The 13,881-nt window shown below is 70.5% G+C and carries 12 protein-coding genes, 1 tRNA gene and 2 pseudogenes; 2 read left to right on the top strand and 13 right to left on the bottom strand.

The window, feature by feature from the left end:
* Positions 1–6: 6 nt before the first annotated feature.
* Positions 7–80 (bottom strand) — tRNA-Met (locus AB0M76_RS36805).
* A 380-nt stretch (positions 81–460) separates the two neighbouring features.
* Here AB0M76_RS36805 and AB0M76_RS36800 point away from each other — a divergent pair.
* A pseudogene (locus AB0M76_RS36800) lies at positions 461–1,227 on the top strand (DUF389 domain-containing protein).
* A gap of 166 nt (positions 1,228–1,393) precedes the next feature.
* A complete protein-coding gene (locus AB0M76_RS36795) occupies positions 1,394–2,737 on the top strand; it encodes a chloride channel protein (RefSeq protein WP_365957097.1) in 1,344 nt (447 codons plus the stop codon).
* A gap of 486 nt (positions 2,738–3,223) precedes the next feature.
* Here the strand turns inward: AB0M76_RS36795 and AB0M76_RS36790 are convergent, their stop codons facing one another.
* The 12 genes and pseudogenes from AB0M76_RS36790 to AB0M76_RS36735 all read right to left on the bottom strand — a co-directional run bounded on the left by AB0M76_RS36790 (position 3,224) and on the right by AB0M76_RS36735 (position 13,479).
* Positions 3,224–3,985 carry an HAD family hydrolase gene (locus AB0M76_RS36790; RefSeq protein ID WP_365957096.1) on the bottom strand — a complete coding sequence of 254 codons (762 nt, stop codon included), beginning with the start codon at positions 3,983–3,985 and terminating at the stop codon, positions 3,224–3,226.
* Between the two features lie 74 nt (positions 3,986–4,059).
* Positions 4,060–4,620 (bottom strand): hypothetical protein, encoded by a 561-nt coding sequence (locus AB0M76_RS36785; RefSeq protein WP_365957095.1) that lies wholly within the window; start codon positions 4,618–4,620, stop codon positions 4,060–4,062.
* A complete protein-coding gene (locus tag AB0M76_RS36780; protein WP_365957094.1) occupies positions 4,621–5,463 on the bottom strand; it encodes a sulfatase-like hydrolase/transferase in 843 nt (280 codons plus the stop codon). It abuts the gene before it with no gap.
* A gap of 207 nt (positions 5,464–5,670) precedes the next feature.
* The gene (locus AB0M76_RS36775) at positions 5,671–6,381 is read right to left on the bottom strand and encodes an SUMF1/EgtB/PvdO family nonheme iron enzyme (RefSeq protein ID WP_365957093.1); all 711 of its coding nucleotides are present in this window, start codon (positions 6,379–6,381) and stop codon (positions 5,671–5,673) included.
* Between the two features lie 361 nt (positions 6,382–6,742).
* Positions 6,743–6,928: a hypothetical protein gene (locus AB0M76_RS36770; protein ID WP_365957092.1), complete on the bottom strand. Its 186-nt coding sequence runs from the start codon at positions 6,926–6,928 to the stop codon at positions 6,743–6,745.
* A 91-nt stretch (positions 6,929–7,019) separates the two neighbouring features.
* Positions 7,020–7,373, bottom strand: coding sequence for a hypothetical protein (locus AB0M76_RS36765; protein ID WP_365957091.1), 354 nt, complete (start codon positions 7,371–7,373; stop codon positions 7,020–7,022).
* Between the two features lie 363 nt (positions 7,374–7,736).
* Entirely contained in the window at positions 7,737–8,291 is a 555-nt protein-coding gene (locus AB0M76_RS36760) for an SRPBCC family protein (protein WP_365957090.1), read from the bottom strand.
* Positions 8,292–8,646: 355 nt separating this feature from the next.
* On the bottom strand, positions 8,647–9,366 hold the full coding sequence (locus tag AB0M76_RS36755) for a hypothetical protein (RefSeq protein WP_365957089.1): 720 nt from the start codon (positions 9,364–9,366) through the stop codon (positions 8,647–8,649).
* A gap of 29 nt (positions 9,367–9,395) precedes the next feature.
* Positions 9,396–9,557 (bottom strand): hypothetical protein, encoded by a 162-nt coding sequence (locus tag AB0M76_RS36750; protein ID WP_365957088.1) that lies wholly within the window; start codon positions 9,555–9,557, stop codon positions 9,396–9,398.
* Positions 9,558–9,847: 290 nt separating this feature from the next.
* Positions 9,848–11,002, bottom strand: a pseudogene (locus AB0M76_RS36745) (glycoside hydrolase family 15 protein); the annotation flags it as partial.
* Between the two features lie 82 nt (positions 11,003–11,084).
* A complete protein-coding gene (locus AB0M76_RS36740) occupies positions 11,085–11,369 on the bottom strand; it encodes a hypothetical protein (RefSeq protein ID WP_365957087.1) in 285 nt (94 codons plus the stop codon).
* A gap of 829 nt (positions 11,370–12,198) precedes the next feature.
* A complete protein-coding gene (locus AB0M76_RS36735; RefSeq protein WP_365957102.1) occupies positions 12,199–13,479 on the bottom strand; it encodes a GAF domain-containing SpoIIE family protein phosphatase in 1,281 nt (426 codons plus the stop codon).
* Positions 13,480–13,881: the final 402 nt, after the last annotated feature.

Here is a 13,881-nt window from a genome sequence, read left to right as displayed (position 1 = left end):
GTGTAGTAGCGGGGACAGGATTTGAACCTGCGACCTCTGGGTTATGAGCCCAGCGAGCTACCGAGCTGCTCCACCCCGCGTCGGTGAACCCCACCTTACGGCACCGACCGGCCGTCGTTCGACCGGCTTTCGCGCAGGGTGCGGGCGCGCCACGTCCGCCCACCCCGTCGGGGGACATGAAGCGGGTGACCAGGACGGCGGGGCCGTGCTCGGCGATGGGCGGGTAGCGGTCCATGAGCGTCCCCACGTCAGGGTGCCTCTGGGTTCACTATCGGTCGGACCCCGGAAGCGCCCTTCGAGCCGGGCGCGGCCGACCACCGCCCGGTTCTCCGGGGGGTGCTCGCCGAATGGCGGGCACCCGGCGCGCGGCGTTGCCGTGGATGAGCGGTCCGTACGAGCGATCCTGCAGAGGCCGGCAGCCGGCCGGGATCCCGCAAGACGTGGAGGTTCAGGATGGGACATGGTCCATGTCCGCGCGGTGAACCCGCCGGACCTCACCGACCGGGTCGTGGAACTCCTTTCGGGCGACCCCTCGGTCCTGAACCTGATCGTGCAGCCCGGCGCTGTGCGTCGCCCGGACGGCGACGCACTCGCCTGTGACGTGCTGACCGGCGCGGCGAACGACGTCTTGCGTGGCCTGCGTGCTCTACGCCTGGACAGCCGCGGCTCCATCGTCATCGAGCCCGTGGACACGGCCTTCGTCGGCGGGGGTGCCCGCCGGGGCGGGCAGGCTCGGTGCACTCTCCCACGCACCTGTCTGGGACCAGGCCGAGGCACGGATCCGGGCCGAGGGGAGGTATGCGCCGAGCTTCTGTCTCTACCTGGCCATCGTAGTGACCCTTCTCTTCAGCCTGCTGATCCGCTGGTGCGGCTTCGAGTCGAAGGCGCTCAGCCTGGGCATCCGGCCCGTCTCCTACCTGAGCGACAATGCCGGACTTCTTTTCGTTTGCCGTCGCGGGGCTGGCCGGTGTCGTTGGCATCGTCGCCCTCACCGAGGCGAGGGCGAGTGCGCTCCTGGGTGTGTTCATCCCGGTCACGACCATTCCAACCGCGGCGGACATCGCGGTCTCCGCCGCCTTCGCCAGCCGGAGCGAGGCCCGTGGCTCGTCTGTTCAGCTGGTGGTCAACATCGTGGTGCCGATCGTGGTGGGCACCGGCACGCTCCGCTGTCAACGGGAGATCTGGCGCCGGGTCGGTGCACGGCGCGCACGCGTAGCCCGACAGTAGGGGGCGCTCCAAGGTCATGTATTGCGCCGCCGGAATGACGTTCGGCGAATCGCCGGAAAGGCGCGGGCCGGACGCGCTCAGCATGCCGCGGTGCCGTGATACGACCACCTCGAGGCTTGTCGACCGACGTGTCCGGACGGATTCCTGATCTGAGGAGACGATGAGCATGTCGGCCGAACCCGTCGGGGGGCCCGCCGCGACACCGCTGGACGCGTTCGCGCTGGTCCGCACCCGCAAGTACGCTGTGCTGCTGGTCATAACGGCGCTTCTCGGCATCCCGATCTCCGCGGTGGCCTTCGGGTTCCTCGCACTCGTGTCCGAGCTCCAGTCGCTGACCTACACCGACCTGCCCAGGGCCCTGGGCTTCGACGGAACGCCCTCGTGGTGGCCGATTCCGCTCCTCGTCGTGACCGGACTGCTGGTGGCACTGACCATCCGCTACCTGCCGGGAGAGGGCGGGCACAAGCCGGCCGAGGGCCTGGTCACCAAGGGGGCGCCGTCGGCGCCGGAGCTGCCCGGCATCGCGCTCGCGGCGGTCGCGTCGCTGGGCGCAGGCGTCGTGCTGGGACCCGAGGCGCCGCTCATCGCGCTCGGCGGCGGCCTGGCGGTGTTCGCCGTCCGTGCCGTGAAGCGTGACCTCCAGCCGGACGCGAGCGCCGTGCTGGGGGCCGCAGGGAGTTTCGCGGCGGTCAGCACGCTGCTCGGTTCGCCGTTGCTCGGGGCGTTCCTCCTGATGGAGGCGGCCGGCCTCGGCGGCGCGATGATGGGGATCGTCCTGGTGCCCGGCCTCCTCGCGGCCGGCATCGGTGCACTGATGTTCACCGGCCTGGGGTCATGGACCGGCCTGGGAACGTACTCGCTGGTCATCGGCCAGGTGCCGCCCGCCACCCGCCCCGGCCTCGCCGGCTTCGGCTGGGCACTCGCCATCGGCGTGGCCGCGGCCCTCCTCGGGGCGGCGGTCCGTCGGACGGCCCTTCTCCTGCAGGCCCGGGTCGAGCGCCGGCGGCTGCCGCTCACCGTACTGACCGGTGCGCTCGTGGGAGTGGCCGCCCTGGTGTACGCCGAGTGGACGGGCAAGGAGGCGTCCGACGTTCTGTACTCGGGGCAGAGCGCGCTCGGCCCACTGCTGGCCGGTCAGGCCGGATACACGGCGGGCACCCTGGTGGTGCTTGTGCTCTGCAAGGCCGTCGCCTACAGCCTTTCACTCAGCAGCTTCCGCGGCGGCCCGGTCTTTCCGTCGATGTTCGTCGGAGGGGCGGGCGGGCTGGCCCTCGCCCATCTCCCCGGGCTGGACGTGACGTCCGGCTTCGCGATGGGCGTCGGAGCGATGTGTGTGGCGATGCTGAAACTGCCGATGACCGCGGTGCTGCTGGCCACCCTGCTGCTGGGAACGGAGGGGATCACCGTGATGCCGCTCGTGATCGTCGCGGTCGTGGTCTCCTACGTCCTCTCGCTCCGGCTCACCCCTGCCCCCGCGCCTGCGCCTGCGCCGGACCCGGTGTCCCCGTGAGTGGTGGTCCGCACTCTCCCGATGGTCTGGAGTGGCTGCGTGCGTGGCTGCCGGGCGAGTCGGTGTCGAAGAGGACCGTGGCGCTGACGCCGTCCGCACGCAGGGCGAACCTGCACATCGGGGTCCTGCTGCATGGCGGGCCCGGTCGGACGCGGGCCCGGCGCGAGCCGGAGATCACGTTCATGGCACGGCTGCGGGGGTGTCGCTCGGACGAGGCGCGGCCGTCCGGGGGCCTGGGCGGGGGCATCGGTTCGCCTGCTCCGACCCGCACGGGAGGGGAAGCCGCGCGGTGCGAGGCCTGGAGGACGCCCGAGCCCTGCCCCGAACACCAGCGCCGGGCGTCGGCAGACCGCCTCCCACGGCTGGAACACGTGATCCAGTCGTCCTTCATGCTGACGACGACCCAACCGAGTTCTTCGGCTCTGGCCAGGGAGGTGTCCGCCGCCTTCGTGTAGGCGTACTCGCGTTCCGCGTCGTCGTGGCTGATCAGCACGGCGAACGAGGCGGCGCTGAGCATTTCGATGTCCACATCGGCGTGCCGCAGGCGAACAGCGGGAGGCGTCCGGTCTGGGCGTAGATGTGCGCGGGCGTGCCGGCGCCCAGGGCGAGTCCGCCGAGCATCCGGTCGGTCCGTACGATCCGGCCGCCGGTGTACTCATACGCGGGCGCCGTGCCGATGACGTTCTCCTTGGGCAGGCCCCAGATCTCCTCTGCGAACACGCGCATGAAGTCCCGGCCGCCACCCGAGCAGACGAACACCCTGAAGTCGTGCGCCTTGAAGTAGCCGAAGAGTTCGAGCATGGGCCTGTACACCAGATCGGTGTAGCCGACGTCGAACCTGGGCTGCCTGACCGTCTCGGCCCATCGGCGTACCTGGGCTTCGAACTCGTCCGGCGTGGTTCCCGCCCACGAACGGGCCGCCGCGCTCTCCAGACTGGCCACGACCTCAGCATCCTGGGTCGTCAGTCCCTCGAAGAAGGCCGGATCCCGCTCGACGATGGCCTTGTACGGCTGCCGCTCGGCCAGCGACGGGTCCTCCCGCGCCGCCTGGGACCAGACCCGCAGGAGGGAGTCGAACTGCGGGGGCGCCGGCTGCTCCACCCACAGAGCGCCGTCGTTGTCGAACGTGGCGATCCGGTCCGCCGGCGGCACGAACGCCGCGCCGGGCCGCGTGACCGACTCGACGAACTCGACGACCGCGCGTCTGAAACCGCCGTCCCGCCAACTGGCGAGATCCACGCCTGTCATCCCATCACCACCCTGACCGGCCGCGACGGCGGGGGCACTCCGAGCCCGGTGTGCCCCGGCCGTCGGCAGTCCCGTCACTCGCGCGAGAGCATGGGGGCGGCTTCGCGTTCGAGGTCGACGAACGCCGTGCCACTGACGTCGACGGCCACCCGCTCGATCCTTCCGCCGGTGAAGGGCCAGGGCCGGGTGCCCGGGTAGTCGTCGGTGACGGCGTCGCCGCCGTCACGGCCGATGTTGAGGCCCTCGCCCGCGATGCTGAACTTGCCCGGCTGGGTCCTGATCCGGCCCTCGCCGACCTTGCGCCCGCCGTAGTAGAGGCTGAGGGTGCCGTGGGCGGTGCCGGGCGGGTCCTCACCGTCCTTGTCGAAGGACGCCGCCAGCAGCAGATCGTGCCCGGTCGGCAGGTCCTCGGTCGCGCTGATCCGCTGCTCCTCGCTGCCGAGGAAGTTGTAGACGTAGTGCAGCCGGTTGTCCTTGACGTAGAGGGCATGGCCGCCGAACCGGCCGCCGTGCGAGAACAGCACACCGGACGCGCCCGGGCCGGGCAGGTCGACCAGCGCGCCGATCGAGTAGGAGCGCCCGCGGACGGAGACCGCGACCGACTCGGGCACCTCCGCGCCGCCGGGACGGTACACCTAGCGGTTGCGCGGCGGTGCGAGCTGGGGCCTCGGGTTGGTGATGATCTCGATGCCGGAGCGGTCGTCGAGCGGGAAGGCCTGGTGGGCGCCCGCCTCGTGGAACCACAGGCCGACGAGTTCGGCGAGCTTGCCGGGTTCCTCCGTGGCGAGGTCGTGGAGTTCGGCGCGGTCCTCCATCGTGTTGTAGAGCTCCCAGGCGTCGTCGGGGAAGTTGCTCCATCCGCTGAGCGTGGGGTGGGTGGTGACGGCCTTCCAGCCGTCATGCCAGATGCCCCGGGAGCCGAGCATCGAGTAGAACTGTGTGTGCTTGGCGGTCGGGATGCTGCCGGTGTCGAAGCTGTAGCGCATGCTCACGCCCTCGATCGGGCGTTGGGTGTAGCCCTTGACCGTGTCGGGGAGTTCGATGCCCAGGCAGTCCAGCAGCGTCGGGACCAGGTCGACGGCGTGGTGGTACTGGTCACGTGTTTCGCCGCGGGCCTCGATGCCGGCGGGCCATGAGATGACGCACGGGTCGCAGGTGCCGCCGTTGAACGAGTAGCGCTTCCACATCTTGAACGGGGCGTTGAAGGCCATCGCCCAGCCGTTCGGATAGTGGCCGTAGGACTTGGTGCCGCCCAGCTCGTCCAGCATGACCATGTTCTCGGCCAGGTCGTCCGGGACGCCGTTGGCGATCTTGTTCTCGTTGACCGATCCGTTCGGACCGCCCTCGCCGCTGGCCCCGTTGTCGGAGACCACCACGATGATGGCGTTGTCCAACTGCTCGGTGGCTTCCAGATGGTCGAGCAGGCGGCCGATCTGGTCGTCGCAGTGCGAGAGGAACCCCGCGTACACCTCGGCCATGCGGGCGAAGAGCCAGGTACCGCCGGAGTGGGTCGAGCGCTACCGGGGCCGGTTCGACGCCGGCTACGAGGCGATGAGGGAAGAGACCATGGCCCGGCAGAAGGAGATGGGCCTGATTCCGCAGAGCACCCAGCTGCCGCCGCTCAACCCGATCGGTACCCCCGAGACCCGCACCGGCCCTGGCGGCGAGCCGTTCCCGCCGCTGGACTACACCCGGCCCTGGGACACCCTGTCCGACGACGAGAAGCCGGGCACAACACCCGCGAGGACGGCTACCTCGGGGAAGGTGCCATTCCAGACGTTCATCCGGTGCTGACCGCCGGGCCGCAGCTCGGCGCCCCAGGGGAAGGGCATGCCCTGCAGGCCGCCGCGTGCGGCGTACTCCCACTGCGCTCCGGTGGGCAGGCGCCGCCCGGCCCAGGCGCAGTAGGCGGCGGCGTCGTTCCAGGAGACGTGTACGACGGGGTGGTCGTCCCGGCCGGTGAGGTCGGAGTGCGGGCCCTCGGGGTGACGCCAGTCGGCGCGGGGAACCTCGCGCCACCATGGCGCGGCCGCGACCGCCCGCGTCGGCGGGAAGTCGTCGGGGAGCAGTCCGCCGAACACGAACGACGCCTGGTAGCGCTCGGCATCGGTGACGTGGCCGGTGGTGTCGGCGAAGGACCGGAAACGGGCGTTGGTGACGCAGTGGGGGTCGATGCTGAAAGGGCTGAGCGTGACCTGCCGTACCGGTCCTTCGCCGTCCTCGGGGTAGGCGAGGGTGTCGGCGCTGCCCATGGCGAAGGTGCCGCCTTCCAGGGGGACGGCCGGTGCGGAGAAGCCCGCGGCGACCGCGGGTGCGGTTGTGTGCCGGGTCGCGGCGTTTTGTCCGTGCTCGTCGGCGCGGCCGGGGGTGCAGCAGGCGGGCCTGTCTTGCTTCATCCTGGGCGGCTCTCTGACTGGGGAGTGCCAGGCCCGAGTACGGGGGGCCGGGCACATCCGTGCTTGCTGGTCATCGTTCGGGCTGGGCGTCCTCTACTGGGGATTGTCCGTCGGCAGCCGCCGGACGGCGCGGGACAACGGGCCGGTCGCCGTGTCGGGTGGGCCAAGGAGGCTCCCGGGGGCGCCTCCGGCCGGAAGGACACCGGCTGCCGACGGCCGCGCAGGGCAACGGCAGGTCAGGCAGAGTGCGGGATGATCCAGGGGGCCCACGCATGGCGCCCCCCCCCGCAGCGGCACGGATGCGTTTCCGAGCACCGGTGCGGCGCTGGACGCCGCGCCCAGGCGGCCGCCGGTGTCCAGTTCACGGTCCGGCGGTGGGGCTGGCGTAGACATCGCCTTCGGTGATGGCCGCGATGGCCTGGGAGCCGGCCGGCAAGCCAGAGACGAGCAGCATGGCCACGGCGAATGGCGTGCCCGCGCTGGTCGTGTTGCCGTCACCTTCACCGCTGGCCAGTGTGTATGGCCGGGAGCAGGCTTCGTGCGTCAATCACCTTCGGGTCGGTGCCTGCTGCCGATGGAACTCAGCCCGCAGCTGTTGATGCGGGCGCGGCCCCATAGCCTCTCGACCGGCTGGTTCTTCATTCCTGTGTGTCGTGCGGCTTCGCTCCCAGGAGCTCTCTGGCCAGCTCCGCAAGATTGGCTATGGCGTGGGAGAGCCCGGTCACCACGACGGTGGCCGCGGCGATCAGGACCCAGCCGGCCGCCTCGTGTGGCCGCGCAGGGGCCGCCGTGGGAGACGATCTGCCCTCCCCCTGCACAGCGCGCGGCTCTCTTCGCAACATCTCTTTGGCGATCTCCGCAACACCGGCGACGGCGTGGAACACTGCCCCCAGGGCGATGCCCGAGGCGCCGATCAGGACCCAGCCGCCCTTCCCGATACTTGCGGAGCGGGATGCCGGCACGGTCTTCACTTTCTGGTGGCGGATGGGCATGCGCTTGGCCTCCTTCGGCGCCACCGTCAGCTTGCCGCGACCTCGGGCGGAGAACGGGCACTACGTCCCCAGGATCGCGCTGAGGCGGATTTTCGTGATACCCGATCCGGGTGGTCTCCGTACCGCCACTGTAGTGCGGGCTAGGCGATCGGGCGCGAGGTAGCCCGGAGGGTGCAACCCGAAGTGCGCCTGCAGCTACAGCGCGTGCCCGAGGGGGCACCGCGTACGTGCGCGGTACGCCCGCGCCAGTCTTTCTGTATTCAGCGTGCGGCAACGGCTCGGTCCCGCTGCTGCGCTGGTGAGGGCGAGCGCCGGCTCATTCCGAAGCAGGTTCGCACGTCCCCCTCGGCCGGGTCCGGTGGCTCAGCCGTCGGCCGCCGCGGAGGCGATCCGCGCCTCCAGTCGGCGGGCCGCCCGCCGGAAGGCCCGGTCCGGCAACGGGTCGGCGGCTCTCCACACCGCCCGTACCGGCTGCCACACATCCAGCGCGATGGTCCAGTGCAGCATCGTGCCGCCGTACGGCGAGCGGGCCGGCCGCCACTCCTCCATCATCGCCCGCACGCCGGGCACCCCGGCTTCCTCCACGCGATAGACGAAGCACCGTGCCGGGTCCCAGACCAGTACCGTCTCCAGGGCCCGCACGCCGCCGACCAGTTGGAGCCGGCGGGCCGTGCCTGTGCCGTACGGAGGGTCCCCCACGTACGCCGCGGAGGCGAACCCCGGGAACCAGCACGGCCAGCTGTCGGGCCTCTCCGCGAGCTCCCTGAAGACCGCGTCCGGTGGCGCCTCCAGCTGTGCGGCGAAGGACAGCCGCAGCGGCGCGCGGTCCAGGAACTCCAGCGTCTCGGGTCGCAGATGCCAAACCGTCTCGCTGTCTTCCGTTCCGCGGACGGCGGCCCGCAAGCCACCCCGGACCACTGGTTCCACGGTATTCCGCCGATGAGGGAACACGCGGTGGGGCGGTGTAGCCCCCGGCCCCACCTCCCACGCGGTGCCATGGGCAGTGCAGCTCCCCGTGGGCCCCGCGCTTGTACGGCCTGCCCGCCCGAATCCAGTCCCTGGGAGAGCGTGCTCGACATGCGGCACTTCCCGAATGAGCCAGCCTGTCCGCGGCCGCTTTGCGGTCCAGGGCCGTACTGGCCAGCGTGTCGGGGCTGAAGGCTATGCCCATGACCGCTTCGGTGTGGCCGGGAAGTTCCCGAATGCGGTTCCGCCCGTGCGGGTGGGCGTAGTGGTCGGGTGTGGCGCTCGGGTGCTGTGGTTCGGTGGTCTGTCAGGCGAGGACGTTGACGGCCCGGGCGATGACGAGTCCCAGGATGACCAGGGAGACGATGGACTGGAGGGTCATGACGCTCTTGGCCCAGGCGGCGAGCGGCATGACGTCGGTGGGGCTCAATGCGGTGGAATTGGTGAATCCGAGGTAGAGGTAGTCGATGTAGCGGGGACGCCAGTGTGAGGCGTTCAGTTCGGGGCTGAGCTGTTGGGGAAAGGCGAGTGCGGGAGTGGGGGGCATGTGGTGGGCCCGGGCGGCCGGCCCGCCGCTGTCGAGTTCGAAGTACAGCAGGGAGAAGGCGATGACGGTGGAGGCCCAGACGCTGCCGCCGGCCAGCAGGAGGTCAGCGGCGGAGTTGGTCTCGGTCCCGCCGTGGATGAGATCGTCGATCAGCCGGACGGTTGACCAGATGGCGCCGCACGCCAGCACGGTGACCAGGGTGATCGACACTGCGCGCAAGGCACCCGAGCGGCGGCTGATCCGAACGGGGTCGCCCGAGATCAGCGCCACCAGGAGCAGTCCTTCGGCAAGGGGAAGCGCCCATCGGGGCCCCAGGCGCAAGTCGTCGGGCAGGAGCAGGGTCAGCACCGCGGAAGCGATGACGGCTCCGGCCATGGGCCAGCGGGTCTCGGCGTACACCGCAGGTTGCGGCTCTGGCTCCGGCTCCGGCTCGTGCGGATTGCTCGTACGGTTCGCATCGGAGGGGTTGTGTCCGGTCACGGCCGACTGCTGCCGGGCTCGGTGGCGGGTCAGTTCGCGCTGTCCGCCGCGGTCACCCGACGCCGGGCGCTGCGGGCGACGAGTGCTCGGTCCGCGCCGGTGGAGTGCCGGGTGCCGTGCAGCGGGAGACGCTCCGGGGCCGCGGCGACGGTACGGCGGGTGGCGATGATCGCCCATGATGTCGCGCTCATCTGCGGCTCCTCGAAGGTGAAGGCGTGTGGCGGCGGCTGCCTCGACGGCCGTTGCCCGCTCGCTCGGACGCGAGGCTGGGATCTTGGATCCCACCGTAGACCGATGTGAATGCGGCTGCGTGATCGACACGCTCCGCACGCGGACGCCTGCCGAAGCGTCAGAACTCGACGGACCTTCGACGTCGGGGAGAAGGCCGTACGGCGTGAGATCCACCGGGGCCCGGGTTGGAGCAACTCGGCGCCCTGCGTGATGCGGGCGCGCGAGACCACGTGGACGGCAACAGCTCTGCGTCCTGGCGGCCGCCGCGGGTCTCCCAGATTCCCTCGTCGGGACGGTCCCAGGTATCGGCCAGCCAGTCCAGCGTCCGGGAGAGCGCCTTCCAGCCCCGGTAGCCGGCCTGGATGGCGATCTCGCGCCCCTCGGACAGGGCGTAGAGGGCCTCGCCGTAGATGTCCAGCTGCAACTGATCGGCGGCCGCGTTGCCCAGCCGTACCGGCGCGGAACCCCGGTACCCCTCCAGGTGGCCGAGGATCTCCTCGGTCAACAGCGGTTCGCCGTCGACCCGGTACATGATCTGCAGCGGTTCGCCGTCCTTGCCCTCGGATTCGCGCAGCCGGTCGCCGAGCCAGTGCGTGAAGTCGGTGGCCTCCTCGACGAATCCGAGGTCGAGCAGGGCGCGTACGGAGAGCGAGCCGTCGCGTACCCAGGTGTAGCGGTAGTCCCAGTTGCGTTCGCCGCCGACCTGCTCGGGCAGGCCCATGGTGGCCGCGGCGACCGGGGCGCTGGTGGGTGCGTAGGTGAGGAGTTTGAGGGTGATGGCCGAGCCGTTGACCATGTCGGGCCAGCAGCCGCGGTAGTTGGAGCCGCGGGCCCAGCGCTGCCAGAAGTCGGCGGCATCCCAGAGTTGTTCGGTGATCCCGTCGACGGTGGGCGGCGGCGGGGCCGGGCCGTCGGCTTCGCAGACGGTGAAGACGACTGCTGCCGCTTCGCCCACGTTCAGCGTGACGGAGCCCCGCAGATCGTCGCCGTCACGCTCCACCGGAAAGGTGCTCTGGAGGTGCGCGCAGACTCCCGGCGCCCGGAAGACGGCGGCCTCGGGGCGCAGGTCCAGGTCATGGGCGGTCCGGCCGTAGTCGAACCGGGGGCGGCACTCCATGTCGAACCGGACGGTGCCGCGCACGGTTCGCACGGTCCGGATCAAGGTGTGCCGGTCGGTCGGGGTGCGGCTGGTGTTCGGCGGCATCCAGTCGAGCACCTCACCCACCCCGTCGGTGGACATGAAGCGGGTGACCAGGACGGCGGTGTCCGGGTAGTGCAGCTGTTTACAGCTGGCCTCCGGGTCCTGCGGCGCGATCCGGAAGTAGCCTCCGCGGTCGTGGTCCAGCAGGGCGGCGAAGATGCTGGGGGAGTCGAAGCGGGGTGCGGCGAACCAGTCGACGACTCCACCGGGGACTCATCGAAGATCCAGGAGCCGTCGGTCTCGCGCACCCAGCCCAGCCGCGATGGGAAGTCCTTGTCCTCGGCTACTAGCGGGCGAGCGACCCGTTCTGGGCGCCGGACGCCGACTGCCACGCCTGCATACCCGCTCTGGACGCCTCCTTGGCCTGCTGCCATTTCATGGCCGCCTGATGGGCGGGTGGCACGTCCATCTCGCGGATCATGCGACGGCCTGCCGCGAACACGGCGAAGGCCGCGAGGGTCATGCCGGTGCACGCCAGCGCGGCACCGGTCGCGGTGAGCACGGCACCCGTCGTGATGAGCCGGGTGTCGATCTCGATCTTCCGGTGGGACTGGTGGTGGTGATGGTTCATGACTCCACCATCCACCGGAGGTGGCCCACCTCGCATCCCGGCCGAAGCCCCAGGATGCCGTACCACCCGGGTGGCGGTACGGGTAGCCGTGGCGGCAGGCGAGGAGGCGATCGGTAACCGGGTCCGGTGGCGACGTGCTGACGATCGTCGTGGAAACTGGGCGTGTCGGGCTCCGGGAAGAGCACGGTCGGGCACATCCATCGCCGACGGGCTCGGACTGCCGTTGCACGTCACCCGGGCAGCCTGGCCCCCTGGAGGAACGCATTCTCTTAATGAGGGGCGAGTATCTCTATACACCGACGACTGAGATGCTGGCCCAGCTGCTGCCCGAACTCGGCGAAGTCGAAAGCTATTCCCAAGAGCGCCAAACTACTTCGTGCATGCGAGCGCGCCACCGGCGCAGCGTAGCGAGCCCCCGGGGACCGTCGGGCGGAAGTTCCCGCAGATACAGTCGCGTTGGGCCGGATGGAGAGGGTTCTGACCGGACGGGCGGAATCAAATCAGGGCATGCTCTGAGCGTGCGGATTCCTGAGCAGGTTCATCTTGGGAATTGGTTGCGGACCAGCGGCCCTTGACCGTGCCAGTTGGCGACCACGGGCGCCACGGTCAGGGATCGCGGGGCACGGAGCACGGTCATGCGGGCGGAGAGCGCCGCGCCGGCGGCCGCAGGTGTTCGTACCTGAGCTTGGCGACGACCTCGTACCGGTGGGTGGCATCGCCGGCTGATGGGATCCGTAGCGGGCACCGCTCGCCGGGGCGGCCTCAACGCCCGGGGCCTTAGCCACGCTCGCTGGTATCCGAACCGCCCACGGGCCACCAGGCCGACAGCTCACCGCTGGACTTGCCCTGCCGGCTCTGCAGGAGTGCGTACGGCGAGCAGTGCAAGATCGTCGGAGCCGTTGCTGGGACGGTTGTCGGCGAGTGTCCGGACCAGGGAGGCAAGCGGATCGCCGAAGGCGGCGGCGGCAGTCGCCGCGATCGCGCGCAGTCCTTCGTCGAGGTGCCGGCCCGGGTGTTCGACCAGGCCGTCAGTGAACAGGACGACGGTGGATCCCCCTGGCAGCGGGTAGGTGTGATCGGTGCGCGGGTGGTCCGGATCCACGCCCAGCGGCAGACCGGGGTCCGTGTCCAGATATCGGGCACGTCCGTCGGGGGTGAGCAGCAGGGGCGGCGGGTGTCCGGCGCTGCTCCAGTGCAGCTGCCAGCCATGGTCGGAGGGTTCTATGCGGGCCAGGCAGACAGTGGTGACAGGATTCTCGGTGATCGCCTGGAGGGTCTGGTCGACCTGTGTGAGGACAGCGCTCGGCGGGGTGAGCCGGTCGTAGAGCACGGCGCGAAGCATGTTGCGGATCTGCGCCATGGCTGCCGCGGCCCGCAGGTCGTGGCCCACGACATCTCCGATGATCGCCGCGCAGGCGCCGTCGGGCAGCAACATTGCGTCGTACCAGTCCCCGCCGAGGTAGTCGGGGGTGGACCCCGGCTGGTAGACCGCTGCGGCGGTGAACGGGTGCAGGTCGGGCAGGGTCGGCAGGAGCAGGCGCTGGAACCGTTCGGTGGCATTGCGCAATTGTTCGTAGAGGCGGGCGTTTTCGATGGCCACGCCGGCCGCTCCGGCCAGGGCGACGAGGACCGTCTCGTCGTGGGCGTCGAACGGCTGGCCGTCCCGCCGGTCGGACAGGTACAGGTTGCCGTAGATCTGGCCGCGCACGCTGATGGCGACCCCGAGGAGGCTGCGCATGGGCGGGTGGCCGGGCGGGAAGCCGACCGATTTCGGGTGGAGCGCGATCTCCTCCACCCGCAGTGGCTGGGGGTGGCGGATGAGGTGCCCCAGCAGCCCGCCCCCGCGAGGGAACTCCACGCCGGACAGATCGGCCCGCTCGTGCTCCGTGAGCCCGACGGGGATGAACTCCGACAGGCTCACCCCCTGCTCGGCCAGTACGCCCAGTGCGCCGTAGCGCGCGTTGACCAGCTCCATGGCGGTGCCCACGATCCGGCGCAGCACAATCGGAAGGTCGAGGTCCCGGCTGACCGCCAGCACCGCTTCCAGCAGTCGCTGCATCCGCCGTTGCTCGCTGCCCAGCTCCGCAATCTGCTCGTCCATGAGCTCCATGCGGATGTCCTGGCCCACATGTGGTCCAGGCGGGCCGTGGGACTCCCGCCGCGGCCGGGCGTGCTCGTCCATCCGCCGCCACCTCTCCAGCCTGTTTCGTGCGGACGCTGGGTGACGATGTCACCGCTGCCCACCTGCTGCTCTTCGACGTAGAGGGTGAGGGTTCCGGCCGCACCCGGCATCGCCGACTCGGCGCTGCGCCCACTTGCGGTGAACTCGGTCGTGAGCAAGTGCCTGCCCGGTTTGATCTCACGGGTCGGATTCCACAAGTTGCAGGTGGGTGCCCACCCAGTTGAACGCGTCGTGCAGGCGGTGGTTCGTGACGAAGAGATGGTGCCCGCCGGCGAGGCCACCGGCGTCGGTGCTGCCGGGCCGTCAACTCCTTTCACCGCCGAGCCACTG

Origin of the sequence: Streptomyces sp. NPDC051364, from assembly GCF_040682115.1 — a bacterium.
Classification (GTDB): Bacteria; Actinomycetota; Actinomycetes; order Streptomycetales; family Streptomycetaceae; genus Streptomyces.
Note: the sequence above shows the minus strand (reverse complement) of the source record. Positions and strands in the feature narration are given on the sequence as shown.